The sequence below is a fragment of the Pseudomonas sp. UTLPPB19802 genome, from assembly GCF_059730225.1.
The window spans coordinates 5,343,638-5,368,921 of the sequence record NZ_AP048545.1 but is presented as its reverse complement, the minus strand read 5'-3'; the positions used below and the strand labels follow the sequence as shown (position 1 = coordinate 5,368,921).

Annotated in this window: 31 protein-coding genes and 2 pseudogenes; 15 read left to right on the top strand and 18 right to left on the bottom strand. The window is 55.8% G+C overall.

Annotation, left to right across the window (positions count from 1 at the left end; translation table 11 throughout):
• Window positions 1-175: 175 nt before the first annotated feature.
• Window positions 176-895, bottom strand: a complete 720-nt coding sequence (locus AC6I6U_RS23230) for an IclR family transcriptional regulator (protein ID WP_497878365.1) — start codon at window positions 893-895, stop codon at window positions 176-178.
• Between the two features lie 129 nt (window positions 896-1,024).
• Here AC6I6U_RS23230 and AC6I6U_RS23225 point away from each other — a divergent pair, with 129 nt between their 5' ends.
• Window positions 1,025-1,786 carry an SDR family NAD(P)-dependent oxidoreductase gene (locus AC6I6U_RS23225; protein WP_497878364.1) on the top strand — a complete coding sequence of 254 codons (762 nt, stop codon included), beginning with the start codon at window positions 1,025-1,027 and terminating at the stop codon, window positions 1,784-1,786.
• Window positions 1,787-1,879: 93 nt separating this feature from the next.
• Here the strand turns inward: AC6I6U_RS23225 and AC6I6U_RS23220 are convergent, their stop codons facing one another.
• On the bottom strand, window positions 1,880-2,758 hold the full coding sequence (locus AC6I6U_RS23220; RefSeq protein WP_497878363.1) for a LysR family transcriptional regulator: 879 nt from the start codon (window positions 2,756-2,758) through the stop codon (window positions 1,880-1,882).
• Between the two features lie 126 nt (window positions 2,759-2,884).
• Here AC6I6U_RS23220 and AC6I6U_RS23215 point away from each other — a divergent pair, with 126 nt between their 5' ends.
• Both AC6I6U_RS23215 and AC6I6U_RS23210 read left to right on the top strand, forming a co-directional pair.
• Window positions 2,885-3,577, top strand: coding sequence for an aspartate/glutamate racemase family protein (locus AC6I6U_RS23215; RefSeq protein WP_497878362.1), 693 nt, complete (start codon window positions 2,885-2,887; stop codon window positions 3,575-3,577).
• 51 nt (window positions 3,578-3,628) lie between these two features.
• On the top strand, window positions 3,629-4,360 hold the full coding sequence (locus AC6I6U_RS23210) for a glutamine amidotransferase (protein ID WP_497878361.1): 732 nt from the start codon (window positions 3,629-3,631) through the stop codon (window positions 4,358-4,360).
• A gap of 211 nt (window positions 4,361-4,571) precedes the next feature.
• Here the strand turns inward: AC6I6U_RS23210 and AC6I6U_RS23205 are convergent, their stop codons facing one another.
• The 6 genes from AC6I6U_RS23205 to AC6I6U_RS23180 form a co-directional block, all read right to left on the bottom strand.
• Window positions 4,572-5,612, bottom strand: coding sequence for an alpha/beta hydrolase family protein (locus AC6I6U_RS23205; RefSeq protein WP_497878360.1), 1,041 nt, complete (start codon window positions 5,610-5,612; stop codon window positions 4,572-4,574).
• Window positions 5,613-5,720: 108 nt separating this feature from the next.
• On the bottom strand, window positions 5,721-6,050 hold the full coding sequence (locus AC6I6U_RS23200) for a hypothetical protein (RefSeq protein ID WP_497878359.1): 330 nt from the start codon (window positions 6,048-6,050) through the stop codon (window positions 5,721-5,723).
• A 125-nt stretch (window positions 6,051-6,175) separates the two neighbouring features.
• Window positions 6,176-6,661, bottom strand: coding sequence for a hypothetical protein (locus AC6I6U_RS23195; RefSeq protein ID WP_497878358.1), 486 nt, complete (start codon window positions 6,659-6,661; stop codon window positions 6,176-6,178).
• A 7-nt stretch (window positions 6,662-6,668) separates the two neighbouring features.
• Window positions 6,669-7,070 (bottom strand): hypothetical protein, encoded by a 402-nt coding sequence (locus AC6I6U_RS23190; RefSeq protein WP_497883085.1) that lies wholly within the window; start codon window positions 7,068-7,070, stop codon window positions 6,669-6,671.
• Window positions 7,071-7,188: 118 nt separating this feature from the next.
• Window positions 7,189-7,656: a GFA family protein gene (locus tag AC6I6U_RS23185; RefSeq protein WP_497878357.1), complete on the bottom strand. Its 468-nt coding sequence runs from the start codon at window positions 7,654-7,656 to the stop codon at window positions 7,189-7,191.
• Between the two features lie 16 nt (window positions 7,657-7,672).
• A complete protein-coding gene (locus AC6I6U_RS23180) occupies window positions 7,673-8,116 on the bottom strand; it encodes a GFA family protein (RefSeq protein WP_497878356.1) in 444 nt (147 codons plus the stop codon).
• 120 nt (window positions 8,117-8,236) lie between these two features.
• Here AC6I6U_RS23180 and AC6I6U_RS23175 point away from each other — a divergent pair, with 120 nt between their 5' ends.
• On the top strand, window positions 8,237-9,130 hold the full coding sequence (locus AC6I6U_RS23175) for a LysR family transcriptional regulator (RefSeq protein WP_497878355.1): 894 nt from the start codon (window positions 8,237-8,239) through the stop codon (window positions 9,128-9,130).
• Window positions 9,131-9,349: 219 nt separating this feature from the next.
• Window positions 9,350-9,934 (top strand): HEPN domain-containing protein, encoded by a 585-nt coding sequence (locus AC6I6U_RS23170; protein ID WP_497878354.1) that lies wholly within the window; start codon window positions 9,350-9,352, stop codon window positions 9,932-9,934.
• A gap of 223 nt (window positions 9,935-10,157) precedes the next feature.
• On the opposite strand, the gene AC6I6U_RS23165 is transcribed toward AC6I6U_RS23170, so the two are convergent.
• Window positions 10,158-11,168, bottom strand: a complete 1,011-nt coding sequence (locus AC6I6U_RS23165) for a GTP pyrophosphokinase (RefSeq protein ID WP_497878353.1) — start codon at window positions 11,166-11,168, stop codon at window positions 10,158-10,160.
• 486 nt (window positions 11,169-11,654) lie between these two features.
• Between AC6I6U_RS23165 and AC6I6U_RS23160 the strand changes: the two genes are divergently transcribed.
• The 3 genes from AC6I6U_RS23160 (at window position 11,655) to AC6I6U_RS23150 (ending at window position 13,695) form a co-directional block, all read left to right on the top strand.
• Window positions 11,655-12,110, top strand: coding sequence for a methyltransferase family protein (locus AC6I6U_RS23160; protein WP_497878352.1), 456 nt, complete (start codon window positions 11,655-11,657; stop codon window positions 12,108-12,110).
• Between the two features lie 263 nt (window positions 12,111-12,373).
• Window positions 12,374-12,910 (top strand): hypothetical protein, encoded by a 537-nt coding sequence (locus tag AC6I6U_RS23155; RefSeq protein WP_497878351.1) that lies wholly within the window; start codon window positions 12,374-12,376, stop codon window positions 12,908-12,910.
• 146 nt (window positions 12,911-13,056) lie between these two features.
• Window positions 13,057-13,695 (top strand): hypothetical protein, encoded by a 639-nt coding sequence (locus AC6I6U_RS23150; RefSeq protein ID WP_497878350.1) that lies wholly within the window; start codon window positions 13,057-13,059, stop codon window positions 13,693-13,695.
• 78 nt (window positions 13,696-13,773) lie between these two features.
• Here the strand turns inward: AC6I6U_RS23150 and AC6I6U_RS23145 are convergent, their stop codons facing one another.
• A complete protein-coding gene (locus AC6I6U_RS23145) occupies window positions 13,774-14,769 on the bottom strand; it encodes a zinc-dependent alcohol dehydrogenase family protein (RefSeq protein ID WP_497878349.1) in 996 nt (331 codons plus the stop codon).
• A 108-nt stretch (window positions 14,770-14,877) separates the two neighbouring features.
• Between AC6I6U_RS23145 and AC6I6U_RS23140 the strand changes: the two genes are divergently transcribed.
• The gene (locus tag AC6I6U_RS23140; RefSeq protein ID WP_497878348.1) at window positions 14,878-15,441 is read left to right on the top strand and encodes a LysR family transcriptional regulator; all 564 of its coding nucleotides are present in this window, start codon (window positions 14,878-14,880) and stop codon (window positions 15,439-15,441) included.
• Window positions 15,407-15,757 (top strand): substrate binding domain-containing protein, encoded by a 351-nt coding sequence (locus tag AC6I6U_RS23135; RefSeq protein ID WP_497878347.1) that lies wholly within the window; start codon window positions 15,407-15,409, stop codon window positions 15,755-15,757. The genes AC6I6U_RS23140 and AC6I6U_RS23135 overlap by 35 nt, the downstream gene beginning before the upstream one ends.
• A gap of 211 nt (window positions 15,758-15,968) precedes the next feature.
• Here the strand turns inward: AC6I6U_RS23135 and AC6I6U_RS23130 are convergent, their stop codons facing one another.
• Window positions 15,969-16,334, bottom strand: a complete 366-nt coding sequence (locus AC6I6U_RS23130; protein ID WP_497878346.1) for a DUF6124 family protein — start codon at window positions 16,332-16,334, stop codon at window positions 15,969-15,971.
• A gap of 485 nt (window positions 16,335-16,819) precedes the next feature.
• Between AC6I6U_RS23130 and AC6I6U_RS23125 the strand changes: the two genes are divergently transcribed.
• On the top strand, window positions 16,820-17,539 hold the full coding sequence (locus AC6I6U_RS23125; protein ID WP_497878345.1) for a hypothetical protein: 720 nt from the start codon (window positions 16,820-16,822) through the stop codon (window positions 17,537-17,539).
• Between the two features lie 255 nt (window positions 17,540-17,794).
• The gene (locus AC6I6U_RS23120) at window positions 17,795-18,295 is read left to right on the top strand and encodes a hypothetical protein (RefSeq protein WP_497878344.1); all 501 of its coding nucleotides are present in this window, start codon (window positions 17,795-17,797) and stop codon (window positions 18,293-18,295) included.
• Window positions 18,296-18,739: 444 nt separating this feature from the next.
• Here AC6I6U_RS23120 and AC6I6U_RS23115 read toward each other — a convergent pair whose 3' ends face one another.
• The 6 genes and pseudogenes from AC6I6U_RS23115 to AC6I6U_RS23090 form a co-directional block, all read right to left on the bottom strand.
• A complete protein-coding gene (locus AC6I6U_RS23115) occupies window positions 18,740-19,039 on the bottom strand; it encodes a hypothetical protein (RefSeq protein WP_497878343.1) in 300 nt (99 codons plus the stop codon).
• Window positions 19,040-19,178: 139 nt separating this feature from the next.
• A pseudogene (locus tag AC6I6U_RS23110) lies at window positions 19,179-19,574 on the bottom strand (aldehyde dehydrogenase (NADP(+))); the annotation flags it as partial.
• A 181-nt stretch (window positions 19,575-19,755) separates the two neighbouring features.
• On the bottom strand, window positions 19,756-20,115 hold the full coding sequence (locus tag AC6I6U_RS23105) for a cupin domain-containing protein (protein WP_497878342.1): 360 nt from the start codon (window positions 20,113-20,115) through the stop codon (window positions 19,756-19,758).
• Complete coding sequence (locus AC6I6U_RS23100; protein ID WP_497878341.1) at window positions 20,112-20,705, bottom strand: GNAT family N-acetyltransferase; 594 nt, start codon at window positions 20,703-20,705, stop codon at window positions 20,112-20,114. The genes AC6I6U_RS23105 and AC6I6U_RS23100 overlap by 4 nt, the downstream gene beginning before the upstream one ends.
• 247 nt (window positions 20,706-20,952) lie before the next feature.
• Window positions 20,953-21,573 carry a LysE family translocator gene (locus AC6I6U_RS23095; RefSeq protein ID WP_497878340.1) on the bottom strand — a complete coding sequence of 207 codons (621 nt, stop codon included), beginning with the start codon at window positions 21,571-21,573 and terminating at the stop codon, window positions 20,953-20,955.
• A 156-nt stretch (window positions 21,574-21,729) separates the two neighbouring features.
• On the bottom strand, window positions 21,730-22,344 hold the full coding sequence (locus tag AC6I6U_RS23090; protein ID WP_497878339.1) for a LysE family translocator: 615 nt from the start codon (window positions 22,342-22,344) through the stop codon (window positions 21,730-21,732).
• Window positions 22,345-22,472: 128 nt separating this feature from the next.
• Here AC6I6U_RS23090 and AC6I6U_RS23085 point away from each other — a divergent pair, with 128 nt between their 5' ends.
• A complete protein-coding gene (locus tag AC6I6U_RS23085; RefSeq protein WP_497878338.1) occupies window positions 22,473-22,925 on the top strand; it encodes an Lrp/AsnC family transcriptional regulator in 453 nt (150 codons plus the stop codon).
• Between the two features lie 12 nt (window positions 22,926-22,937).
• Here AC6I6U_RS23085 and AC6I6U_RS23080 read toward each other — a convergent pair.
• Window positions 22,938-23,230, bottom strand: a pseudogene (locus tag AC6I6U_RS23080) (IS66 family transposase); the annotation flags it as partial.
• 357 nt (window positions 23,231-23,587) lie between these two features.
• On the opposite strand from AC6I6U_RS23080, the gene AC6I6U_RS23075 reads away from it, so the two are divergent.
• Both AC6I6U_RS23075 and AC6I6U_RS23070 read left to right on the top strand, forming a co-directional pair.
• Window positions 23,588-23,980: a hypothetical protein gene (locus tag AC6I6U_RS23075; protein WP_497878337.1), complete on the top strand. Its 393-nt coding sequence runs from the start codon at window positions 23,588-23,590 to the stop codon at window positions 23,978-23,980.
• Between the two features lie 577 nt (window positions 23,981-24,557).
• On the top strand, window positions 24,558-25,196 hold the full coding sequence (locus AC6I6U_RS23070; protein WP_497878336.1) for a hypothetical protein: 639 nt from the start codon (window positions 24,558-24,560) through the stop codon (window positions 25,194-25,196).
• Window positions 25,197-25,284 lie beyond the last annotated feature (88 nt).

Below are 25,284 nucleotides of genomic sequence, written 5' to 3'. Positions count from 1 at the left end.
TATGTAATATTATTACATAAGCGCAGGGTGCTGAACATTTCACTGAGTGTTTTCAACGTGTTGCTTCCTCTTGAGGATCTCCCGCGCAGGCGCCGGCCTGGTGAGACTGACCAGCGACAAAGCCCCTCGTCTTGCGAATGCGCAGGAGCCCATTGGCGCGGTGCCTGATGCGGTTTCAGTATTTAACCACGTCATAAAGTTGCCTCAACGCTCGCTTGGCCTTGAGCTGCAACAGCGCCGGGCGCAATGCGCTTGCTCTTCCGCTTGCCCCCAAGGCACCGACTACCCGGCCTTGCAGTCTTAGAGGAATAGCCATGCAGTTCAAGCCAGGCAGGGATGCTTGATGATCGACCGCGAAACCGATATTACGCACCAGCGCCAGGTCTCCCTCCAGGGATCGATCTATTGCCCCTTCGCGCCGAATCCGTCTCGCCAATTGCTCATCATGGGCCAGCAATATTTTTCCCACGGCGGAGGTGCAGAGGGCGTCGCGTTGGTTATCGACAGTGGGCTCGAACGCCACGCCGTCACGGTCCACTGCTTCCAGCGTCAGGTACGAGCGGGTGCCGCTGGCCACGGCCAGAAAGCAGTCGGCCTCACATAGCTCATTGAAGGCATGCAACGCCGGACTGAACAATTCGCGGATCCGCTGTGCTGGATCGTGAGGCGATCGAGCCAGCGACCTGACCCGGTTACCCAGCCAGTAGCGGCTGTTCTGGTGGCTCACATAGCCCAACTCCACCAGGGTATCGAGCAGTCCATGGGCTGTGCTTTTGGTCAGGCCATTGGCGGCGCACAGCTCTGCCAGCCTTGCACCCTGGGGGAAGTCACGCAATTGCTCAAGCAGGCCCATGGCCCTTTCCACTGATTGAATCTGGCGGCTGCGGGTGGTCAATGTGCGGGCTCCTGCACGGTAAAAATACTCATTTTTTCGGCAATGACGAATCTTGCGATGAGTCTTGCGGCAGCACCGCCGCACTTGCGCGACAGGGCGTTATCCTGCGCAAAAGTCATGACTGCAAGGGTGAACGCATTGGATCTTCAGCTCAAGGGTAAGTCTGTTCTGGTCAGTGGTGGAACACGTGGTATCGGTCGAGCCATCGTCGAGAGCATGTTGGAAGAGGGCGCCCAAGTGAGCTTCTGTGCCAGGCAAGAGCACGCCGTTCGCGAGGCGCAAGCGGTGCTGGGCGAGAGGGCAAGAGGCTACGTCGCTGACGTGTCGGACCCCGCCCAAGTGATTGACTGGTTACGCCAGAGCGCCGAGCAGATGGGCGGCATCGATATCGTCATCCCCAATGTCAGCGCATTGGCCGGTGGTGGGGACTTGGCGACCTGGCGCAAGGCGTTCGATATCGACCTGCTGGGGACGGTGAGCCTGGTAAATACGGCGCTTCCTTACCTGAAGCGTTCATCGGCGGCGGCGGTGGTGTTGATCTCCAGTGTGTCTGGCCGAGAGATCGACAGATTTGCCGAGCCCTACGGCGTGCTCAAGGCGGCACTGACCCACTACGGCAAGACCCTCTCGGCGCGCCATGCCAGCGAAGGCATCAGGGTCAATACCGTGGCGCCTGGCAATGTCTACTTCGCCGATGGTGTCTGGGGCTCCATCGAGCGTGACGACCCAGTGGCCTTTGCCCAATGTCTGGCAGCGAACCCCATGGGGCGCATGGCCACGCCCAAGGAAGTCGCGAACGCCACGGTCTTCCTGGCGAGCCCTGCTGCGAGTTTCATCACTGGGACCACCTTGCTGGTCGATGGTGGACTGACGCAGGGTGTGCAGTACTGAAGATATCGTCGGTCGGCAGGTCTACTGAGTCGTTGTAGCTGCGCTTGGCGGAGGGCTGCTAACGGCCAGAAGCGGACGTTGGCAGAAAACTACTTACGTGGAAGCTCCTCGGTATCTGGCGCTCTCATTCCGAATGGATTCCAGCAGGCGCGATTCGTAGCCAGACCGCCAGACCAAATGAGTTCGGACACGTGCAAACCTGGGCGGCAGCGGGAGAGCCTTGACCAGGTTTTCGACCTGCACGGCTTTGAGCACCGACTGCGGCATGATTGCCACGCCGGTCCCCGCCGCCACACACGCTGATATCGCATGATAGGAGGCGAGTTCCAGCACTCGGGTGGGTACGAGTTCGCACGTCTCTAGCCAGTTCTCCAGAACTCGCCTGAACGAGCATCCTTTGGCAAAAGCGATAATCGTCGCTCCCTCAAGTGCTCGGGCACTCACAATCGGACTGTTCCTGGCGACGATCAGCGCCAGCTCCTCGACGAAAACCTCCTGGCTTTCCAGGCCAGCCGTCGTGAAAGGATCCGAGACGAACGAGGCTTCAAGTTCACCTCGATGAACCTGAGCAATCAACGAGTCGGTTGATCCGGACACCAGCTCAATCTGAACATCCGGGAACCGCTCGTGATAGCTCGACAGCAGTGGAGGCAGTCTTGCGGCGGCGGTGCTTTCGAGTGTGCCTATCCGCAGTACGCCCTCCAGAATGCCGCGCTTCAGCGCACTCTCTGCCTCTATGGAGAGGCGTAGCAATTTCTCGGCATATTGATGCAGAAGCAGCCCTTCATCCGTAGGAATCAGCTTTCCACTCTGGCGATGGAAAAGCACCACACCCAGACGCTCCTCCAGATTCTTCACTCTGGTGGTGATGTTCGATTGCACGCGGTTGAGCTGAGCCGCCGCATTCGTGACACTGCCGTAGTCCACCACGGCTTTGAATATTTGCAGCGAGTCCAGATCCAGGTTTCTCATTCTGAGAATTCCATATGCTGATTATTCATTATCTGAGAATAGCTCAGCAGCATACACTCACCTCGATATGTGCTGAACGTTTCCGCTGTTCAGCGAACGGCAAACGCAAAGAGGGAGCAACGCCAGATGCGCAAGATTGGTCTGATCGGTGGGATGAGCTACGAAGGCTCCGCGGTGTACTACCGGGAATTGAATCGCGGGATCAACAAGCGACTGGGCGGACTGCACTCGGCTCAGGTGTTGCTGCATTCGGTGGATTTCCAGACCATTGTCGACAAACAGAAGGCTAGCCAATGGGATGAGGCTGGACGCGAGTTGGCTGAAGTAGCCCGTAGCCTGGAAAACGCAGGTGCTGACTGCGTGATGATCTGCGCGGTGACCATGCACCTGGTGGCCGACGCCGTGATGGCAGCCACCTCACTGCCCTTCATCCACATCGTCGACGTCGTGGCAGACAGGCTCAAGGCCGCAGGGCATAAAAGGCCGTTGCTGATCGCGACCCGCTACACCATGGAAAACGGTTTCTACCCCGCCCGCATGCAGGGGCACGGCGTTGAGGTTCTCGTTCCCGATAGTGCAGGTCGGAGTCAGATCCACGACATCATTTTCAATGAACTCAGCCTGGGCATTGTTAGCGATGAATCACGGGCAGTGCTTGTATCTCTGATCGAGCAAGCCAAAGCTCAAGGCGCTGACTCTGTCATTTTCGGGTGTACCGAGATCTGCCTGATCCTGGAAACGGACAACCTTGCGCTGCCTGGCTTCGACTCGACGGCCATTCATATCGAAGCAGGAATCGAGTTTGCGCTGGGTCATTGATCCTTCCCAAAATGCATCCTTGGCCCACTCCCTCAATAGCGGTAGGTATCCTTGAATTTATCCAGGCCTCTCATCGTTCAGGTCGGTACACCTCCGGCGGAGATCCGCGACCAGCTCGGCGACCTGCCATCCTGGTTTGCAAAAGCCATAGGGGCATCACATGATGAGTTGACCGTGATTCGAGCCTTTGAAGGCGAGCGGTTACCTGCCCCCAGCAAGGATTGTATCGCGATCATCACTGGCTCATGGGCCATGGTCACTGACCGGGAGCCGTGGAGCGAATACGTGGCTGAGTGGATTCGTGAAGCCATGGTCATCGAGATGCCGTTATTCGGCGTGTGCTACGGTCATCAACTCATGGCTCATGCCTTGGGCGGCGTTGTTGACTATCACACCGATGGACGTGAAGTAGGTTGTGAGATCATTCAACTGTTACCCAATGCAGCGCAAGACGAGATGTTGAGACGCTGGCCAGTGCGCTTCCCGGCTCATCTCACTCATGAACAGACTGTCGTTAAGCTCCCTGAAGGTGCCGTCGCACTGGCGCGCTCAAACCATGACCCGCACCAGATCATTCGCTATGGTCGCCATGCGATGTCCACCCAATATCATCCTGAATTCACCCCGGCTCACCTTGAAGCGATGATCCGGCGCCGAGCCGCCATACTGATTGCAGAACAGCGTGATCTGACTCAAATGATCAGCGCCCTTCAGGAGACACCAGACGCCAAAGCAGTCCTGCGGCACTTCGTGGAAAGCCATTCACAGCTCTCAGGCGAATAACTCATTAGAAACGGAAATTCACTGATGCCTCCGCCACCTGCGCCTCGTGACGTCGGTAGCTGCCAGTGACGAAGGTCTCCTTTTGGCCGGTTGCTGCCTTTCACCAACGGCAGTCTTGGGCCGATAGCGGTCGCATGTGAGCCTTCGCTTTCGACCCATTGCATCCAGTTGGCACTCGCCAAGCACCAACCGTCAATCGAGCCATCAATCGTCAGTTGTAAAATGACTGCGCCAGAAACTCGGTGATCAGCGAGTTAATCTGCGATTGGATCAACGCCCGCGGTCGAGCGTTATCACCGTCCCGACAAATGACTCCATCGCCGGGCGCGTCTTCTTCGAGCAACGCCATTGCGCCAGGTTTGCACATCGACAAGAAGCTGAAGTGGCTGGCGTCCTTGATCTCGACATAACGACTGGTTGCCGGAGGCAGTCGTTTGGCCAGGTCGGTAGACTCCAACTGTGCAGGGAGATCTTCGGAAGGCGCGCCCGCCGCGATCACCAGTGCCGGCACCGGCAGCGTTGCCAGGCTTTCATTGGTCATGCCGCGTGACAGGCCCAGGTCCAAGGTGACGATGGCGGTGACGCGTTTGTCTCTCTGGTCACTGTTCAGTCGAGCTTTCGAGGAGGGGTCGCTGTCAGGGTTGATCTGTTTGTAAACGCTGCAACTGGACAATTGCGGATGGGTGGCGCATTCCTGAAGAAAACGCTTGGAGTCGAACCGGGCACCGGCTATTTCCAGCGCGGTCCAGCCACCGAGTGAATGTCCCACCACCGCAATTTGACCTTTCGCCACCGATCCATACTGACTTGGCTGAGCCACGACCGCATCAATGGCACGCTGCAGGTCGATGGGCCGCTGCCACAACTGTGCGGCAGCCGCTGGGTTGCGATCGCGGGTGGTCGTGCCGGGGTGGTTGACCGCGGCCACGATGTAACCCTGGTGAGCCAGTGCACTGGCCATCCATGACTGGTTCCCCCAGTTACCGCGATAGCCGTGGGAAAGCACCACCAATGGATGCGCGCCGGCGGCCGGCAGCGCATCGCGTACGGCAACGTCACCGACGAAGACCGCAGTATCGGCGATCAACTGCGGTGTGGCGGTGGTTGTGCTCGGATACCAGACGACCAGTTCCAGCGGGCGATGATTGTGCTCGTCCGGTAGTGTCTTGTTCTGAAAATCGATGGTCTTGTAGTCTGCGAATGCAGGTACGTTCAGGCAGATAAGAAGCACGAAGCCGAGTACTGTTTTCATTGTTTTTCTCTTCCTTGATGGTGTCGCGTCGATTGGACGCGACCAGATGCGCGAGCAACATATCAGCCCTCGTGACACGCGCTCAAAAGGATCATTAACCTAGAGAGACTAAAGGCGTTTCAACTGCGCAGGAGGCATGTCGAGCTTGCGCACGCGACTTACGCTGATCAGTTTCCCATTTGAACGCGTGGCCGCTGGACGGTAGCTTGCACCGTATTCGTAACTGCCCTGGCAGGTTTGCACAAGCCATGCACTGGTGCGCACGCCGTTCGCCCCGGTGGTCGATAAATATGGGTTCAACTGAGTCACACAACCCTCTGGGAAGTCTGCCCTGATCAAATACATCCATTCCTGGGTAACCGCGTCGTTCTCGGTTGAATAGGCGGCCGAGCTCAGCGCCAGGGCAAGGCCCGGGAGAAGTGTGTTGAGTGTTCGCATGCCGGCAGTCCTTGTCGTGCGTAAGGAGTGGAGAAAGGGGGGGCATTATGCTGATCGGGTCAACAAGCGGATAGCATTGGCAAACGACCATCATCGACCTGTGGTGCGCATGTCTGATTGCCGAGCTAACCCTCAAGCTCGAACTGCTGAAACCCCACACGCGTAACATGAAGCCAAAAGTCATCTCCTGGCTCATATTGCTCCATGCAAATGCTGTGTTCCTGGCCCAGTTCATCTACGTCGATCAGAATGCGATCCCAATCGAAATCATGGTTCTTGGAAAGGGTATAGCTAGGGTAAGGCTTGTCGAGATCGAAGTGGATCGAGTACACCAACAACGGAGACTCCCACGGCATGTGGGTTTCGTACAGCCGCATGAGTTCGGGCATCTGCGCCTTGCAGTGCTGTTCGGCAAACTTCACTGCCTGGGGCATGTCATCCCACGTGGCCTGAACCACGCGTTGTGCGGCGGCAACTCTGAAGTGCGGTGACTCGTTATCGCGGTGCTGGACGTAAATCAATCGGCTGCCGAACTGGAACTCGCATTGCCAAACACCCGAGGGAGTACGCCAGTGACCAAGCATGGACTCGGTCAGTAGATTGATGTCCATATCGGTACTACTCCGCATACTGCTCGTAATCCAGCGAAATCCCATCACTGGCCGGGTAGCTGACGTAAACCACGATATCGTCACTGCTGGCCACGATTGCGTACGGCCATTTCCCATTGGCTTTGCGCATTTCCTCGTAGAGCGGAAGGAAAAAGTTTTTCGTTTGCCCAGTCGGATCGTATGGCACTTGCCCGGTGAAGACAGGGTAGTGGTCACCATTGCACAACTGAACCCGTTCCAGCTTGATGTGATGTTTTTCCAGAACAGCGCGCGCCGGGTGTTGCCAGGTCTTGAGATCCACATCGTGACAGTCCGTCGCCTTGCTGCTGTAAAGCTCGGTGTCCTTCAGCGCCGGCAGCGCCCACGCCAGGGAAGGCAGAATCAATAACAACACGGAAAGAAAACGCATCACGCGGGCATCCTTGAACGTTGGGATGCGGATTGTAGAGGTTTCCGTGTGCAGGCGACTATCGGCACCACGCTCAGCCGTGACGTGATGGTTAGCCTTGTCTTGATAGCTGCTACCGCTAACTATTAGATCCCGAACCCATCGCGGCAAACGCAGCCATCAACGCAGAATAATCCTGTGGCTCGGGAAAGGCCTCGTAACTGACCTTTGCCCCGGTGCTGGCCCAGGTCAGTTTTTCTCGCGTCCAGGTTTCCATGAACGGCGCGTAACGCTCGGCGCTGTCCAGCAGGCTGCTGCGCACGCCCACGAAGGCATCCTTTCCGGCAGGCCGAGTGAACAGCCAGGACAAGCAGTGGGGACAGAAAAAGTGTCGGGTCGCGCCATGCATGCCACCGATCACGGGCGAGCCCTGGGTGATGGAGAAGGCGTCGGCCGGAAACAGCGCCGTCAAGGAGAAGGCACTCCCTGACATCTTCTGGCAGCCGGTGCAGTGACACGCGCTGGTCATCACCGGTTGCGAACGCACCTCGAACGTCACCTGGCCACAGCGGCAACGGCCGGTTGCACAGAAGTCGTCAATGATCATCGCTACCTCCACTCGGTCAGGACTGGCCTGCGTTCAACACGGCTCCAAATTCCTCGGGCGTCGGGCTTTCCGGCCAGGTGGCGATGTTGTCGGGCAGGTTCAGCCAGGGTTGCTTGTGCTTGACCCAGATATGCGCCATCGGGCTCAACGAGCTGCGCTCCTCAAGCGTACCGGCGCGCAACACCCAGAGGCCGGGGGCTGCGGTTGTGGTGTTGTAAATGCGCGTATGACAGGTGGCGCACAGGTGGTGACGCGAGGTGTGGCCCTGGTTTTCATAGGCATATTCCACAGTCGGACCTTGCAGCACGAACGCTTCACTGTGTAGCAAGGCGTGCAGCGCAAAGCTGCTGCCGCTCCAGGTTTGGCAGAACTGGCAATGACAGGCGTAAACAGCGACCTGCATGTCGCTGTCTGAACGATAAGATACGGCGCCGCAACGGCAACCACCGGCAAGTTTCATAGGCAATTTCCCTGGTTTTCAACACTCGATGCTTGATGCCAACCATCGACTGGGTAAGCATGCCTCGTATTCAACTTGATTAAAATTGATCAAACATTACTACCAGCTCATAGGAAATGTATGAACATCCCGCCACTTCAGTGGGAAACCCAGCGCGTGTTCCTGGCTGTGCTGCGAACCGGCAGCCTGTCGGCCGCAGCCCGTGCACTGGGCATCGCCCAGGCCACCGCGCGACGACGAATCGACTCGCTGGAACAGAGTGTGGGGACCAGCCTGTTCATCCGCTCGCCGGCCGGCTTGATGCCCACAGACACCGCCCGAGAGTTGATCGAGCATGCGCAAGCGATGGCCCTGGCTGCCGAAGCGTTCACCCGCGCCGCGTCTGCGCAGGCCAATGGGCAAGGCGGAACCGTGCGCGTGACCAGCAACCAGTTGCTGGGCGTCGAGGTGCTGCCTCCCATGCTGGGCGAGATCCGCGCTGCCCAACCCGAGTTGGCGATTGAACTGAGCGTGTCGAACCGGCTGGAAGACCTGGCCTTGCAGGAAGCCGATGTGGCTGTACGGATTCGTCGGCCCTCCGAGGCGGCGGTCGTGACCCGCCATGTCGGCGACTTGCGCATTGGCCTCTATGCAACCGCTCAATTGATCGAACACCGAGGGCAGCCGCGTTGCGCAGAGGAATTGAACGAATACCCGGTGATAGGCCCGGACCGTAACCTGACGGAGCAGACGTTCCTGAAAGAGCGAGGATTTTTCTGCACCGGGGAGAACGCTGTCATGCGCAGTGATGACCACCTGGCCCAGTTCGCATCACTGCGGGCCGGCTTGGGCATCGGCGTATGCTCAAGCCAACTGGCGCGACGTCATGGCCTGGTGCGCGTGCTGCCCGAGCTGGTGGACTTTCCGGTCGATGTCTGGATTGCGATGCACCATGACCTGAAGCGGGTACGGCGGGTTACGCTGGTATTCGATGCGCTTTCGCAGGCGCTTTCACGCTTTTTGACCGAAAATTGATGGGAGGCCGAGCGTCTGGTAGCGGCCAAAATCGGACCTTTGAGAGCGGCATCTTCCGGCGAAGCAGACCGCCCGATACGTCTAAAAAAATCAGCGGAGTTCACTTCCTTGCAAGGCTAGGTCAGAATCTGCTTGTTACATCGGAAATTGCCATTCCTCCAAATGGACAAGGAACGGTCCATCCAACACCTATAAATCCATTCCTCGGCAGTGCGAACCATGTCAATTATTCTTGATCTTGAATACACTCCTCTCCACATCTTTAGTAAAAACTTGGTAAAGATAAAGTACATTCAACACATCCAAAAGGATTTGTCAGATAGCAAGGCTAGAAACCTCGAGTTGAAAATACAATTTCTGAATCAATCATACATATTTCAGCTAATTTCCTTCTGGCAGGTATTTGTAGAAGATTTAGCAAGGTATGCATTTCGGAAAATAGAAAATTCCGAGGGGAATGCTATATTAAAAGCTGTCGCGAAACAAAAAGTCGAAAATTCGATAGATAGGTTCAATACGCCGAATACGAAAAACATTGATCTTCTTTTTAAGGATGTGCTAGGTATAAACAAAATTTCAAATAATTGGCAGTCGCAAGAGTTAACAAGAGATGAAGCAACCTCAACACTGAGCACGCTTTTGGGCGCAAGACATCAGATCGCTCATGAGGGCACAACGTTACTCACACTTTCCCATCAAAGTAATTTTGAAAAAATGGAAACGCTAATGAAGATCGCCGAACTTACCGAGCGCGCGGTTTTTGAAGAGCTAAAAAAATCCCTCGATCATGAAAACAAACTGTGACCTCATGACTATGCTCGTCGCATTTGAATAACCGCCTTTGGCCAGTCTCTGCCCGTCACGAAGGGCTGCTTCGAGTCGAAAGCGGCCTGTAGTGATCAGCGGCTTCCAACTCAAAGCGGCCGGTTATGGCGTCATAATATCTAAGGGCGACTCAGCCCGCTAGGCGCTGAATTGTCTCGGTAAAAATGTTAGACGCCATGCGGATGCTCAGAATATTTCTAAACTATTCGTCTGTGCCTGCGAAATTTAGGATATGTCGGTATTTATTTCTGGAGGCTATGACACTATCTGGTAGTGTGTGTTCTCGGCCGTAATAATAATCATCGCTTACAAGATCTAAAATCGTTCTGATTACACCCGAAAACTCCCATAACGGTAGCTCAAGTCCTGCGCTCTCCGCTTCCTCTCTCTCCATGTTATTCAATATCGGAATTGTATATTCAATGTTTTCAACTAGAGTTTTGAGGGTTAGCCCAGCCTCCCTTATGTCCTCTAATAAGCTAGGGATATTGTTATCGCTGTAGCTACGCTCGTTAAAGTATCTATCGCGCAGGGCAAGCAGACTATCAGAATTTAGCTCGTTTAGATTGTCGAACTCTTGATTGTTTCGAGGAAAATCATTTTTGTATTCGATTTTCATGTCTTTTATGGCATCAAACTGCTCATCCGCCAATTCAATTAGTGCGCTCAGGCGATTAAGTTTTCGAAGTAGCTGTGACGGCACGTCTGATACTTTTTTGTACAGCAATTTGTGGCTAATGGCAGACCACGTATGCATAAGCATAGTTCTGATCTGGATTTCTGCTTTGAGTCCATCTAGGCCTCTGGCAGAAGGGTGGGATAACCACTCATCTTTTAGCTTCACTACATAATGAAAGGATCTGTAGCCAAACTGATTGTCATCTAATTTGTCCTGCTTGTCTTCTTTGGAAACGATATGAAATTCATCGTCGATCAACTTGCAAACTATATCTATGTCGGTTTGGTAGTAGCAGATCACTCGAACTCCACAAAGGTCGTCGACATTCTCGATCATCGCTTCATATTCCTTTTTCGCGATTTTTTCGAGGAAAGATTCTTCATCCTTAACTCTGGACTCGATTGCAAAGATAGGTACTTTTTTTTGCCCAATCATGTCTTCCAATGCTGCTATAAGATTGGCTTTAAGTCTTTCAAGCTTAGGCTTTATGTCTCCATATTGTTGTATTAGTTCTAGTTTGGTGATTTCTGTCACTTTGGAATCATCCTTGAAAAATAAGAAGGCAGGAATTTAACGCAGGCAGGTTATGGGGGATGTTTTACTCTCAAGCTTTAATATAAAATGGTTCTCGCGTAAAATTTTTTAGTTGGCCAGAACTCACTAGTGGCTATAACTGGGTGAAAACCATAGCTCAAAGAACGGGAGAGAGTATAGCTAGCAGAGCTGCCGGTTGGCGACTGGAACCAACTGTCATTGGCGAATCACCTAAACCCACGAGAAGTTATGAGCGTGCGCTCCTGGCAGATAGCTGCCCATCGTCACCGGCTGCACTCGACCAAAAGTGATTGCCGGTTTTCCAGGAAACACCAAGTGGCTCACTGACGACCGGGACGGATGATCACTGCTCTGATCTCAGTGAGACGGCCCAGCCCCTGAGCCCTCATCGCGCTCATGTTGCTTGACCCTGAAGTGACTACAGCCCTCATCCTGGTGATAGCTCCTCTCTACCAGGCATTCATCATGGACAATCGTATTCCTCCGCCGCTGGTTGCAACCCTGTTCGGCCTGCTGGCGTGGCTCGCTGCTCGGTACCTACCAGGTTCCCTGGACCTGGCTATCGAGTGGCGTGTCGGTCTGGCGCTGCTCGTGTTGCTGGCAGGTGTGGCCATCTGTCTGGCTGGCGTATTTTCATTCCACCGCGCGCGCACCACGGTCAACCCGCTGAGGCCGGAAACGGCTTCCGCCCTAGTCAGTTCCGGCGTCTACCAATACACCCGAAACCCCATGTACCTGGGCTTCGCTACCGTCCTGGTCGCCTGGTCGATATTCCTCGCCTGGCCGCCCGCACTCCTGGGCGTGCTGGGCTTCGTGATCTACATGAACCGCTTCCAGATCGGGCCGGAGGAGCGAGCCCTTGCCAGCCTTTTCGGGAGCGACTTCAGCCAGTACTGCAGTCAGGTCCGGCGTTGGCTTTAGGAAAGAAACTGTCTCCCATTGGCCAGTAGCTGTCGTCCAGCAGCGGCGGCTGTGGGTCGATAGCGAACGCAAGGCTCAATAGACCATCCTCGCAGGCCGTGGCCGCCTCTCGCATAACTTAATAAATCTTAATGCGCCGTCTGCCCCGGCAACTGCTATCAAGGATGCCACCACTAAGCGCTGTGTCGATGAGCACGCCTGGAACGGTGTGCTTGAGTTAGGGCAGGCGTATTTTCAGCCCGTGAGAGAACGATAGGGATTTCGTGAAAATAGATTTGATGAGAGATCAGGCCAGGCAATTCAATCTTCCGGTGCCTGCCGAACAGGTCACGTCCTTACGGGTATGGCATTGCAAGTACAAAAGCTTGAAAGCGATTGAAGCGTGCGTGAACTTGCGAACGTTGGTGATCGCCACGCTTCCCGACGATTCGATGGACTTCCTGGCGGGTTTGAAACAGCTTGAGTACCTGAAGATCCTGCACCTGCCGAAGGTGCAGAACGTTTCGGCGCTGGCCGGACTTGATGCGCTTAATAGCTTGTCACTGGCCACATTGCCCAGCTGGGATTCGTCACGCAAACGCACCGTGATCGATACCCTCGAGCCGATATCCGCACTGCCTTCACTCCAACACATTGAGTTGTTGAGCGTTGTTCCTGCCGATGGCAGCCTGGAACCTCTCGTGCGCCTCCCTCACCTGAAAAGTGCTCGGTTTGCCGGGTACCCGCGCGACGAGCTGAAGCGCTTCTACGCCGTCACTCAACTGCAAGATGGTTTTAACCCATGCTCGGAGTTTGATTGAGGCCAGGGCAGGCGATGCCCGGACATTGGCGACCTGGACCAAGGTCCTGATCGGACTCTTCAGCTTGAGCCGCTCGCCGCGACACCTGGCAAGTCTGTTCTGCGGACCGCACCACTCGCAGTTCCTGCCGTCATGGACATAGGAAAATGTCAGAAAAAAAGTACCGCTACCTGCTGCTCTTCGTCCTGTCGATTCCCGTGTTGTGGAGACTGGATGGCTCATATCTCTATGGGCTGGGACTGTTTTACGGAAGCGGTGTAGCGCGGTATTCCACCGTTGGTTCAGCGCTATCGCTGCTGGCCCTGCTACTTCTTTCCCCGATCATCGTGTTTGCAAGAAATGCCTATCAGAAGGCCAAGGGGAGGGCGCCGGACTTTCGCTATCTGCGTAGCATCATGACCGTTCTGCTCGGCGTGGTGCTCGGGTTCAGCGTGGTCATGCCCGTTATGAGCAAATGGCAGTCGTACCGGGAAGATGTGAAGCTGGAGGCGTTATACACCAGCCTTCGGTCTGCCGGTACGATGGCACAGATCGAGGGTGTGCTCAGGCAACAGGGGGTTGTCAGTACCTTTGAAGTCAACCCCAAGTATCGGATTCGTGATAGACATTACATTGAGGAAAACCACCTGACGCTCCCGCCGGGAGTGATGTTCACCAGGCTTTCCTATCCGTCGGGCAACGCCTTCTCGCCCAGGACAACGCACATCTTCGTTTCCCTGGACAAAGCGTCCAGAAAGATTCTGGCGATGTGTTTTGCCAGGGACGACATTCTCAACTGCGATTAGCCGGCAGCCCAGCGCTGGGGAAAAGGCATTCCAAGCGGGTCCACTGTCCGTGCCGGGCAACGCGACAGGCTTGCCCGCTCAACTCAGCAACTCGATCACCGTCTTGCCCTTTCCTTGTCCTCGGGCGACGTGGTGAAACGCCTCGTTGACGTCACGCAGGGCATAGCGGTGCTGATCGACCCTGATCCTCAGTTGTCCGGCGTCCGCCAGTGCCGCCGCCTCACGCAGAATCGCCCCATGGTGTTCGCGTCCTTTGCCGGTCAGTAGTGGCAGCAAAGTGAACACCCCTGAGTAGGTCGCGCTTTTGAACGAGAGCGGCGCAAGGCGATGCTCCCCCCAACCCAGGCAACTGAGCACATGGCCGGTGTAGCTCTTCACCGCCTGGAACGATGCATCCAGGGTTTGACCTCCCACCGTGTCATAGACGATGTCGAAACCTTCCCCAGCGGTATGTTGCTCAAGATAGCTGTCGACGCTCTGAGCCCGATAGTCGATCGCCGTCGCTCCCAGCGAACGAATGAAGTCGAGGCTGTCGGCTGAACCGGTGGCGAAGACCTCGGCACCGCGGGCCTTGGCCAGTTGCACGGCCATTTGGCCGACGCCGCCTGCACCGCCATGTACCAGCACGCGCTGGCCGGCGCGGACATTGGCACGATCCACCAGTCCTTCCCAGGCCGTGATGAACACCAGCGGCAGAGCCGCGGCCTCACGCATGGTCAGCGCCTGCGGCTTTGTCGCGATCAGCCGGGCATCCACCGCGATGTATTCGGCCATCGCACCCTGGGCCCCACCAATCCCGCCGGCCATGCCGAAGACCTCGTCACCCGGCGCAAAGCCGGTAACGGCTTCTCCCACGTCGACGACCGTCCCGGCCAAATCCAGGCCGAGTATGGCCGGCAGTTGGCGGGCATGAGCGGCCGCGCCTGCGGCAATCTTGGTATCGAGTGGGTTGACCCCGGCAGCATGCACCTTGACCAGCACCTGGCCCTTGCCGGGAATAGGGCGGGCAACCTGGCGCAAGGCGAGGGGTGCTTGGGCTGATTCAGCGATGGCGGCGAGCATGGTGTTGTTCATGGCGGAAACCTCTGATGGGGTGGATGCGTTCAGGTTGCCGTACCCCAGGCATTCCGATAAGAAGCTAAATTTGAATATCACCTATTCCTTGAAAGAGCCTAATTCCCCATGGATCTGTTTGACAGCATGCGCACCTTTGCGCGCGTGGTAGAACGCGGCTCGTTTTCCGCAGTTGCTCGAGAGCTGAACGTGGGACAGCCGGCCGTGAGCAAGCAGGTGCGCGCGCTGGAGCAGTACCTGGGCGGGCCACTGTTTGCCCGCAGTACCCGTCAGCTCTCACTGACCGACCAGGGGCAACGGTTCTACCAGCACTGCCAGGAAATCCTGGGGAGCCTTGAGACGGCCACGCGCAGCTTTGCCAGTGGCCAGGAACAAATCGCCGGCCCCCTGCGGATCACGGCTCCGGTCAGCTACGGACGATCCTGTATCGCGCCGCTGATCCGGGTTTTCCTGCAGCGCTACCCGGATGTGCGGATTGATCTGCGGCTGAGCGATCACAACGAGGATCTGCTCAAGGAAAACATCGACCTGGCGATCCGCATCGGCAAAGGTGAAGAACGAGGGCCTGGTTGCAGTGCCCCTGGGCACCAGCACACGACGGGTCTATGTCGCCCCCGAGTACCTGAAGCATCACGGCGTGCCGCGCGAACCCCAGGAGTTGGCCGACCATAACTGCATCGGCTTCACCTTGCTGGAACACTTCGACACCTGGCACTTCACGCGCGATGCACAAGCGTTGGCTATTCCCATCAAGGGCAATGTCACCAGCAACAGCAGCGAAGCCATTCGCGAAATGGTGATCTCCGGCCTGGGGATTGCCCTGTCTCCAGAATGGCTTTTTGCTGCGGATGTCGAGCAGGGCAGGGTCATCACCGTGCTCGATGCCTACCAGACAATAGCGTTGCCGGTGAACGCCGTACTCAGCAGCGAACGGCGACGTTCAGCGCGCACGATTGCGTTCGTCAATTTTCTGCGGGAATGCGTGTGAGTGTCACGTCCAAACCGGTGTTGCAGGCGACCATCTGTGACCGAGAAGCCCGCTACCACAGCGAAATACGCCGGTGTTTTGCGCCGAGACGACTGGCCCATTCGCGGGCAAGCCACGCTCCTACAAGATTGAGGTGACCACCACTCTGATGACCACCGCCGTACTGTAGGAGCAGGGCTTGCCCGCGAAGCTTTTGACCTTCAGCCAGCCATCAGCTGTTGGCTGCTACAACCTGCTGCTCCAGCACACTCATTCTCAACTGCGCCAACTCAATCAGATGCACCACCCCCATCGCCACCTTGCGATTCGGGCCGGTCTGGTTGTCGGCGTTCTCATAGGCCGTGGCGGCTGCTGATTGCAGGATCGAGTGGAGGTCGAGCAGGGTGTCTTCGTGAGCCAGGGAGCTTGGCGGTTGGCTTGGAGGCGCGGTGGCTGTGATGGCTGTGGTGGAGGCGGGCGCTGGTTTCGGTACTGCCTCTGGCCCCAAGTCATAGTAGGCCAGTGCCTGGTCGGCGACACGAGGATCAATGATTCCGGCACGAGGTGTAGTCGGCGGATTGGGGGTAGCTTTGAACATGATCGAACTCCGATATGAGGTGGAGCTGTCACCGTTCGCTTGCACACGAATGAGGGTGGCAGCCGTACGCAGGTGTGCAAGACCGGGCATATCGGACCCCGGCAGACTCGAAAGTCTCCCGCGCACGGCCACCATCAAACTGGAATCGAAGAGGGCAGGAGCACCCGTCGAAACGGCTTGTTTGAGGGCGCGTGACGCACCGATATGAACGGACTTGCACATCCGTGTCATCCGTTGGGATGACCGAGCCAAGACTATCGGCGGCGTATGGCTCAAACAAGCGGTTGGGATTTTCTAGGAAATTTCATGCAAGGGAAAGGGAGTTGTCTGGTTGGGAGTTTTGCGAAGGGCAGCTGCCAGTCGTCAATTACTGCTACAACCCTAAGCCGTCATTGTGAATCTACGAAACTACGGGCGATTCAGCGCTAGAAAACAAACGGTATTGATGGCAGAGTGCCTTCTTTGAGTTCTAAGAGGTAAGGGGAATGTATCAGGAAATTTTAGCTCTTTTGAGCAGTAACGGAGCTGTAGCGACAGCCATCGGTGTGCTGGTAGCAGTGATAATAAAATCTATTTCCATGTTGAGCCAAATCATGGAGTTTCGTGACAAGCATTTTATTGAAAAACGCTATAAGTTATTGGTGGATTTGGCCTCCGTAGTCCCTGCTAATAGTAAGCTCAAGCAATATATGGATAATTCCGTTGAGCACGAAATATTTCGGATTGTATCAGGTATAAGAGGCAGCTCTTTGCAAATTGCTGCGCTGGTCAAATTAGACAGCCTCGGGTACTGGAATCGAGAGCAAATTCGCCGGGTGGCCAGATTTCTAATAGCCAAACCTGAGTTCTCAACACCATTTATTGAGATCACCAAGACAGATAGATTTGGAGCTTGGTTTGGGTTAATTGTGGCGATCCTTCTCCTCTTGAGCGGAGGTGCTATCTCCATAGCACTGACAATTAAGGTTCCTCCCTTTGGGTTTTTCATAGGTCTGATCCCTTTGACGGTGATGATTTGGGCAGGTGGATTTTTCGCGGCCGATCATGGAGCTTATAGAAACGCCCTAAACATCCAAAAGTATCTTATGGATCATCCCGACACATTTGCCACGCGCACGGCCGAACAGTGCTTTTCTTACGATGATGTCGATGGTCTGCAAGAAGAGTATTCAAGTACCACTGCTGTCGTAGAAAAATTTAAGTGATTGCTGTATTCCCAAGCTAGCCATTCAGTGTGGTGGGCTACTAACTCCGACCTCGAAAAGAGTTGTGTCTTGTCTTGAGAATTTAAACCATTTTTTTGATCGCTGAACTCCATCGACGGAGCCAGCAGGCGTGAACAGTGGTCTGTGCGCTAGACTCTTTGTTCCGCTAACCAACGTTCAAGTTTCAAAGGAGGCACATTGGTTCGGATCGCTTGTCTTGGATGGGGCTCCCTAATTTGGGAACCGAGAGGTTTCGTGATTCAGGGGCAATGGTCTGAAGACGGACCATTGATACCGGTTGAGTTCGCCAGGCAATCGCAAGATGGGCGAATTACTCTTGTATTAGTGGAATCCGGACAAATGGTTCCTTCCCTGTGGGCGGTAATGGAGACAGTTGATCTCGCCTCTGCCGTTGAAGCTTTGCGCAGTCGTGAAGGTATTCCGGGGAAAAATGTGGAAAAACACGTTTGTCGATGGTCTGCCGGCGAGCCTTCTCCAAGGCGAATCCCAGGTTTATCTGAATGGGCTAATGCCCACGACTTGGTTCACGTGATATGGACCGGTCTGCCTCCCAAATTCAACGGTGCAGAAACCACTCCCTCAGCTGATCAAGTCGTTGAGTACCTGAAGACCCTAACCGGCGAACGGCGTGAGAAAGCCGAACGATACGTTCGCCTTGCTCCGCGGCAGATTGATACTCAGTATCGGCGCTCCATCGAGTTGTCGCTCAACTGGTATCCCTGGGGCGGTGATTAGTAGCTGATAGCCGCTTGGTCTGTCCCGACGCAGGTGGGCAGGTAATTAAGAGCGCAGGTTTTCTAGGATAACTATAGAAAATAGATTTGTCCCCTTTTTCCAATGAATAACCCAACCGTCGCCGTCAACTGGGTTTTCATCCCGCCCACTCGCTGAAAAGTAGTCGACCTCAAGGAAGCTGATTGTAATCTTGTGCGTGCTTCTTCGGTCGGCACCCAAGCTTCAGTCCGTCGAGTAAAGCTAAGCACAAGCGACCGACCCACGATGTCGTAATTGATGGCGCTGGCTTGGTAGAAGTTATGCAGATCGTACGCACGGTCGTTAATCTCAACCTCGATATGCCCGAACGCGAAGCCATGTAATTGCATGGGTTAACTCTAATGATCTACCGGTAGGCGTGCATCGTAATGCATCTTCGCAATGGTAGCTTCTGGCCGATGTCAGTCATTCAGTCTCACCGCCATAGGGCATGATATTGTCCTGAGCCTGCCACAGGCTCAACAGTCCGACCCCATCAGCAACACCAAGAATTTGATCAATTGCAGCGATTTTCAGGCTCGCATCTTCGATCTGAAAATCGACGCCATTGAGCGCCGCCTCCGCCTCCTTGTGAAGCGCATAGCCCAGATGCGCTGCGACACGGACGTTCATTAGCGCCTCCACATCGCTGCGCAGATAATCCGCAAGCAACCCTCTGATCTCAAGCAGCGCGAGCGCGAGTAGCCTGGCCTGATCTGACTGCATAAAGATTCCGATTACCAAAGATGGAAGTGCGAACGACTTCAGCGAGGCCAGATTAGTCCCTGGCCGGACAAAAGCGAAACACCGATCCCAAAAATGAAAAAGCCCCGCCAAAGCGGGGCTCTCTCCATCAACGCAGCAATCAGATCGCCGCCTCACTCCACTGCCCATTCACCAGGCGACGCAGCCCCAACGGGTTGCCGTCACGCAGTGCCTCAGGCAGCAGCGACTGCGGGTAGTTCTGGTAGCAAACCGGACGCAGGAAACGATCGATCGCCAGGGTACCCACCGAAGTCCCACGGGCATCGGAAGTCGCTGGGTACGGACCACCGTGAACCATGGCATCACACACTTCGACACCGGTCGGGTAGCCGTTGATCAGGATACGGCCGACTTTCTCTTCCAGCAGCGGCACCAGCCAGGCGAAGGCTTCGAAGTCTTCCGCTTCACCGATCAGGGTAGCGGTCAGCTGGCCACGCAGGCCGAGCAGGGCAGCTCGCAGTTGTTCGTTGTCCTTGAACTCGACGGAGACGGAAGAAAATAGATCCGTCCCCTTTTCTCCCTATTGACCCGAAGCAGACACCGAATAGATACAGTGGGCGACAGCGCAGCCATGCGGTAGAGGGTTGTTGTGGCCTGCCGTAGAACATTCGAGCGCCGCCAGCAGGAACACATACAAACCGTCCTTGCGCTGCGCTCGATGCAACGTGACCCCGACCCTATTTCGTGGGCAAGAGGATCACGAAGTTCTTTTTCATGTCTTCCAGCACGGTCCACTTGCCCTTGGCACCCGGTTCGATAATGAACGTGTCGCCAGCGGCCAGAGTGACGGGCGCGCGACCCTCAAGCTCGATGACGCAGCATCCACTCAGGACATGGCAGAACTCCCAGACTTTGTAGTCGATGCGCCACGCTCCGGTGCTGGCTTCCCATTCTCCGCAAATGCGACCTTGCTGTTCATCGTGATAGTACTTGGACGTCAGCGTATGAGGGGTGCCCTCCAGGACCTCTTCAAAAAAGGGCAGGTCGCGCACCGGTTGGATATCCAGTTCGCGGAACACGGTCAGTTTCTGGTTCATGGCTTTTTCTCGAGCACGTTGTGGTTAGGGCGATACATCAAATAGGCCTCACCGGTTACACCCAGCATCGGGTGCGGAACGATCTGGCAGGTTTTAACGATTTGAAAACCGTGACGTTCGTAGAAGCGGCGTGCACCGTGGTTTTCTGCATAATCGATCAGGCATAGCCCATCCAGGCCAGCGTCCTCGGCGCGCTGCTGGGCGTGGCGAAGAAACTGGGCGCCCAGCCCCTGGCTGCGCCACCCCTCATCCAGGGCCAGGCTGGATATGTACAAGGTGTCGGGGATTTCCATGTCGGAATAGGGCGCCAGGACCGGGTCTGTCTCGACAGGCCCGTCAGGGGTCTCGTGCAAGGCATAGCTATGCATCATGCCGATGACGCGCCCTTCGAAAGTGGCCATCAGGCAGTTCCTATAGGAAAAGTCGCCCTGTTCCCTGGCATAGCGAGACGCACCGACACTCAGCAAGGCTTCTCCAGGAGCGGCAAGCTTGCTCCATATGTAATCGGCCATGCCCTCTGAGGTCAGTTGAAAGAAGCGCGCAATGTCGTGCGCGTCCGAGGCTCGAGCGGGCCTGAAGTCGATAGGCATGTGCAGTGCTCCCATGGGATCGGGTGGTTGGTTTTCAAGAATTACGCCTTTGACTGGGTGGCAGGGTAGGCGGGTTGAGCGGGTCCCATCATGCTCTGGGCGAACACCGTCAGTACGGTGTGCGACGCTGCCCCATGTTCAAAGGCACGTGGCCATCGCATGGCTCAGGCCTGGGGAATAGCTGCTCACACCTTGCCTTATCAGGCCAATGTCTATCCGCTAAGCACCGACGTTTCTGGATTTAGTTCTACCGCTGCCAAGCAAGCTTGGCAGCCAGCCCAATGAAGCAAGCTCCCAATATGGCATCGACTGCTCGCCATGAACGTCGGTACGTGGCCTGAACGCTTTCCAGCGAAAAAGTAATGGCGATCGTGGCATACACACCGCACGCGACTATCGTGACTGCCAGGACTGAAGCTACATATGCTTCGGCATCAGACCCATTTGGCAACGCTGTAGTGAAGATACTCGCAATGAAAAAAGCCGCCTTCGGATTTGCCAGGTTAGTCGCCACGCCACGCAGAAAAATGACATACGACGGCAATGTGCTAGCGGTTTGGACTGGCGGTTCATCACCCTGTAGGGCACCCTTTATTGCCTTGCAACCCAGGTAGGCAAGATACATCGCACCGCCGATTTTCAGAACTTGGTACAGAGTGCCGAACTCGGCAGATGCCGTTGCGAGACCGACTGCAATTACGCTTGCGAGAATTAGCACGCCAATCACAGCACCCATTGCCGCAGCCAAACCGGCTCGCCGACTCAGCAGTGAGTAGCTCGTAATGTTTATGAAGTCGGGCCCAGGACTGGCGCACGCGAAAAAAAACAAGACCGCGATGGTCGTGACCGCCGTGAAATAAAGCTCCACCTATTGGTAACTCCCTGCACTATTTCTTAGGAACGGTTAGGTTAGACCGGCGCTAGCTGACAACGCGGCAAGCACTGCATGTCGCTGACTTATCGGGCGCTTGATCTCTGGCCTCCTTAGCAATGCGAGAGGCTGAATTATCCTGCCTGTGAACGTTTACACGACGCGCTCGACCACCAGCACGACTGCGATGACGACCATGGCTGCCCCTGAGATCTGGCTGATTATTCGGGCAGCGCTCGGACGCGTTCGTAGAACCGCTTTAGCTCCGTATCCAACGACCATATAGACGGCTGTGCAGCTGAGCATGTGAACCAATCCAAGACAGATGATCTGTACAGGAACAGGCCAGGCAGCTTGAGGGTTTGAAAACTGCGGAAGCAAGGCAAGGAAAAGCAGAAATACCTTAGGATTCATTCCGCTGACGCAAAACCCTTTCATGAACCACCTGGAGACGCTTCCCGAGCCAGCGCCTGCAATTTCACTTGGCACCGGCGGCTGCTTAATCATGCCGACTCCCAGCCAAAGCAGGTAAGCAGCACCGACTAGCGTCAGGGCTGTCATTGCACTGGGAACACCTGCAACGACTCCTCCAATACCCGCAGCTACAACCAACGTTGCGGCTAGGTGCCCTGAAAGCATTCCAGCTACAGCGGGAATCACCCGACGACCGTGCAGACCTGCGGAAATTGAGTAGGCCCAATCCACGCCAGGGGTAATCACGAAGAGAAACGAGACGGCCCAAAACGCCGCCAACACACTGAGGTTCATCAGAATTCTTCCTGCTTGTGAGATCGAGCACGCAGCGCCCGTTACTACGAGGAAGAATATGGAAATCGAGTTAGAATTATCTCTCTATATTTCCGATAAACATGGTTGGCTGGGGAAGATATTTCGAAATGGATAAAGTTGATCGGAAGATTCTTGCGGAGTTGCAGCGCGATGGCCGCCAATCTCTCACCGAGCTGGCAGAGCGTATAGGGTTGAGTCTTTCGCCTTGCCATCGCCGAGTCCGAGCGCTGGAGGAGGCTGGCGTGATCATGGGCTACCGGGCTGAACTGTCCGCGACGGGCCTGGGACTGAATTTTTCGTCACTCGTCTTTGCCACGCTACGCGAAGGTCACCATCAGGCAGTTGCGGACTTTGAGACAGCGCTGCAGGACATTCCAGAGGTGATCCAGGCTCAGCGTCTGTTCGGCGACCCGGATTACCTGCTACACGTCGTTACATCCGACCTACCAGCTTTTCAGAAACTCTACGACGAATGTCTCTCGCGCCTGCCGAACGTGCTGCGGATGACCTCCACCCTGGTCATGAAATGTGTCATTGAGAACCGACCGCTGCCTTTGTAACCGCACCAGTCGTCAGCGTTGGGAAAACGGGCCTGCCCACTGCTCAGGCGAAGCCCACTCATGTGTAAGGCGCTTATTGATCTCGCTGGCTCTTTGAATGGGTAGTCGCAAAAGAGCATCCTTCAAATAGGCATACGGATCATGCCCGTTCATGAGTGCCAACTGGTTTAAGCCCACGATTGCTGCCGCCCGTTTAGCGATCCGGCGAACGACCCATTAGAACGCCCAAGAGCCCACGGCCTGATCGTGTTTTCGACAGGATTGTTGTCGATGGGCACAGCACCATCATCCAAGTAGCGCGTCAGTGGAAAATAGATTCGTCCCCCTTTTCCGTCCCCTTTTCCCCTCGTGGACTTCCCGGTCGACGTCTGGATTGCGATGCACCACGACTGGAAGCGGGTACGGCGAGTCACGCTGGTATTTGATGCGCTCTCGCAAGCGCTTTCGCGCTTTTTGACCGAAGCTTGATGGGGGACTAGAACGTCTGGTATCGGCCAGAAGCGGACGGTGATTCAAGTCGCCGATGTGAGTAGTGAGTCGCCCTGCGCCACCATGCACAGATGCCAGTTGGGCTAGATTCAAGAATAGGTATCGAGTATGTTATTCCCTTGATGTCATATAGCCTCTATGGTGTTCCAAGTTTCAGTCAAGGAGTGGGTGATATGGGGCTGTTCAGTTCGCTAGACGAATTCTTCTTTGGCCCTCCAGGTGTTGCTGGCGGCCTTGTGGGCGATGTCGTAGATGCGATTTCTGAGAATCCGGGCAAATCCATTGCTGTCGTCGCTGCGACTTTAGCAACCGGTGGCGCTGCATTGGTTGCAGCTCCGGCGATTGCTGCAACAGCTGGTGCAGCAGGGCTGCTGGGTGCAGCAAGCACAGGCACCGCGATCAGTACACTTTCCGGTGCGGCATTGACTAACGCTTCGCTCGCAGCGCTTGGTGGGGGAGCTGTTGCTGCCGGTGGTGGAGGTATGGCAGTCGGTACTGCCGTTGTTGCCGGCACAGGGGCAGCCGTAGGTGCAGGCGTATCAGGCACGATTGCAGCAAAGAGCTGAATGGCACCCGAGGTCTGGTGAAGTAAGAGAGCGGCCTCTGCTGAGCCAGGTCTTTTGTTGATCCAGACCAGACGGCACCTATACACCCATTTCTACCGCGCGCTCATCGAGTCATTGAGGTCGCTCAACCTCCAAGCCCCGACACTCGCTCGCCGCCCCATCTTCTTCAGCACTTTAGTTTCGGTCGATCTTGGCCAAGTTAGTTTCTGAACGTATCGGCTCACCTGAGCCATGGTAGCCGCTGGCAGATACTGAGGGAAATAGTAGGACCCTCCGCTTTGGGGCGATAGCGAATGCAAGGCGCAATGGACCATCCTCGCAGGCCTTGCCTGCCTCTCGCATCACTTAATAAATCTTAATGCGCCGTCTGCCCCGGCAACTGCTATCAAGGGTGCCAACACTAAGCGTTGTGTCGATGAATACGCCTGGAACAGGCTCGGCGTTTGATTGAGGCGGTTCGGACATCGGCAATCCGGGTCCTAGGGTTCTTCAGCTTGCGCCGCTCGCCGCGACGCCTAACGAACGCTGTTCCCCGGACCGCACCAACCGCAGTTGCTGCCCTGATGGATACAGGAAAATGCCAGAAAAAAAGTACCGCTACCTGCTGCTCTTCGTCCTGTCGATTCCCGTGCTGTGGAGACTGGATGGCTCATATCTCTATGGGCTGGGGCTGTTTTACGGAAGCGGTGTCGCACGGTATTCCACCGTGGGTTCAGCGGTGTCGCTGCTGGCCCTGCTACTTCTTTCCCCGATCATCGTGTTTGCAAGAAATGCCTACCAGAAGGCCAAGGGGAGGGCGCCGGACTTTCGCTATCTGCGCAGCATCATGACCGTTCTGCTCGGCGTGGTGCTCGGGTTCAGCGTGGTCATGCCCGTTATGAGCAAATGGCAGTCGTACCGGGAAGATGTGAAGCTGGAGGCGTTGTACACCAGCCTTCGGACTGCCAGCACGCTGGCACCGGTCAAGGAAGTACTCAGGCAACAGCGGGTTGTCAGTGCCTTTGAGGTCAACCCCAAGTATCGGATTCGTGATGAACATTACATTGAGAAAAACCACCTGACGCTCCCGCCGGGTGTCATGTTCACCAGGCTTTCCTATCCGTCGGGCAACGCCTTCTCGCCCAGGACCACGCATATCTTCGTTTCCGTGGACGAAGCATCCGAAAAGATTCTGGCGATGTGCTTCGCCAGGGACGACATGCTCAACTGTGATTAGCCGCCAGTCTTGCGCTGGGGGGAGGGCACCGCCAGCCCGAAGCTTCCAGGCAAACATCCAGCGCCGATGGCTGGCACGAGACAGTCAC

Bases quoted from the DNA above. Each gene is read 5' to 3' on its own strand.
- AC6I6U_RS23105 (WP_497878342.1), bottom strand. From the start codon at position 20,115: ATGAACCAGAAACTGACCGTGTTCCGCGAACTGGATATCCAACCGGTG.
- AC6I6U_RS23180 (WP_497878356.1), bottom strand. From the start codon at position 8,116: ATGAAACTTGCCGGTGGTTGCCGTTGCGGCGCCGTATCTTATCGTTCA.
- AC6I6U_RS23085 (WP_497878338.1), top strand. From the start codon at position 22,473: ATGGATAAAGTTGATCGGAAGATTCTTGCGGAGTTGCAGCGCGATGGC.
- AC6I6U_RS23125 (WP_497878345.1), top strand. From the start codon at position 16,820: ATGTATCAGGAAATTTTAGCTCTTTTGAGCAGTAACGGAGCTGTAGCG.
- AC6I6U_RS23215 (WP_497878362.1), top strand. From the start codon at position 2,885: ATGCGCAAGATTGGTCTGATCGGTGGGATGAGCTACGAAGGCTCCGCG.
- AC6I6U_RS23070 (WP_497878336.1), top strand. From the start codon at position 24,558: ATGCCAGAAAAAAAGTACCGCTACCTGCTGCTCTTCGTCCTGTCGATT.
- AC6I6U_RS23115 (WP_497878343.1), bottom strand. From the start codon at position 19,039: ATGCAGTCAGATCAGGCCAGGCTACTCGCGCTCGCGCTGCTTGAGATC.
- AC6I6U_RS23175 (WP_497878355.1), top strand. From the start codon at position 8,237: ATGAACATCCCGCCACTTCAGTGGGAAACCCAGCGCGTGTTCCTGGCT.
- AC6I6U_RS23145 (WP_497878349.1), bottom strand. From the start codon at position 14,769: ATGAACAACACCATGCTCGCCGCCATCGCTGAATCAGCCCAAGCACCC.
- AC6I6U_RS23195 (WP_497878358.1), bottom strand. From the start codon at position 6,661: ATGGACATCAATCTACTGACCGAGTCCATGCTTGGTCACTGGCGTACT.
- AC6I6U_RS23160 (WP_497878352.1), top strand. From the start codon at position 11,655: ATGGACAATCGTATTCCTCCGCCGCTGGTTGCAACCCTGTTCGGCCTG.
- AC6I6U_RS23140 (WP_497878348.1), top strand. From the start codon at position 14,878: ATGGATCTGTTTGACAGCATGCGCACCTTTGCGCGCGTGGTAGAACGC.
- AC6I6U_RS23075 (WP_497878337.1), top strand. From the start codon at position 23,588: ATGGGGCTGTTCAGTTCGCTAGACGAATTCTTCTTTGGCCCTCCAGGT.
- AC6I6U_RS23130 (WP_497878346.1), bottom strand. From the start codon at position 16,334: ATGTTCAAAGCTACCCCCAATCCGCCGACTACACCTCGTGCCGGAATC.
- AC6I6U_RS23100 (WP_497878341.1), bottom strand. From the start codon at position 20,705: ATGCCTATCGACTTCAGGCCCGCTCGAGCCTCGGACGCGCACGACATT.
- AC6I6U_RS23185 (WP_497878357.1), bottom strand. From the start codon at position 7,656: ATGATCATTGACGACTTCTGTGCAACCGGCCGTTGCCGCTGTGGCCAG.
- AC6I6U_RS23205 (WP_497878360.1), bottom strand. From the start codon at position 5,612: ATGAAAACAGTACTCGGCTTCGTGCTTCTTATCTGCCTGAACGTACCT.
- AC6I6U_RS23090 (WP_497878339.1), bottom strand. From the start codon at position 22,344: ATGAACCTCAGTGTGTTGGCGGCGTTTTGGGCCGTCTCGTTTCTCTTC.
- AC6I6U_RS23150 (WP_497878350.1), top strand. From the start codon at position 13,057: ATGTCAGAAAAAAAGTACCGCTACCTGCTGCTCTTCGTCCTGTCGATT.
- AC6I6U_RS23220 (WP_497878363.1), bottom strand. From the start codon at position 2,758: ATGAGAAACCTGGATCTGGACTCGCTGCAAATATTCAAAGCCGTGGTG.
- AC6I6U_RS23200 (WP_497878359.1), bottom strand. From the start codon at position 6,050: ATGCGAACACTCAACACACTTCTCCCGGGCCTTGCCCTGGCGCTGAGC.
- AC6I6U_RS23190 (WP_497883085.1), bottom strand. From the start codon at position 7,070: ATGCGTTTTCTTTCCGTGTTGTTATTGATTCTGCCTTCCCTGGCGTGG.
- AC6I6U_RS23170 (WP_497878354.1), top strand. From the start codon at position 9,350: ATGTCAATTATTCTTGATCTTGAATACACTCCTCTCCACATCTTTAGT.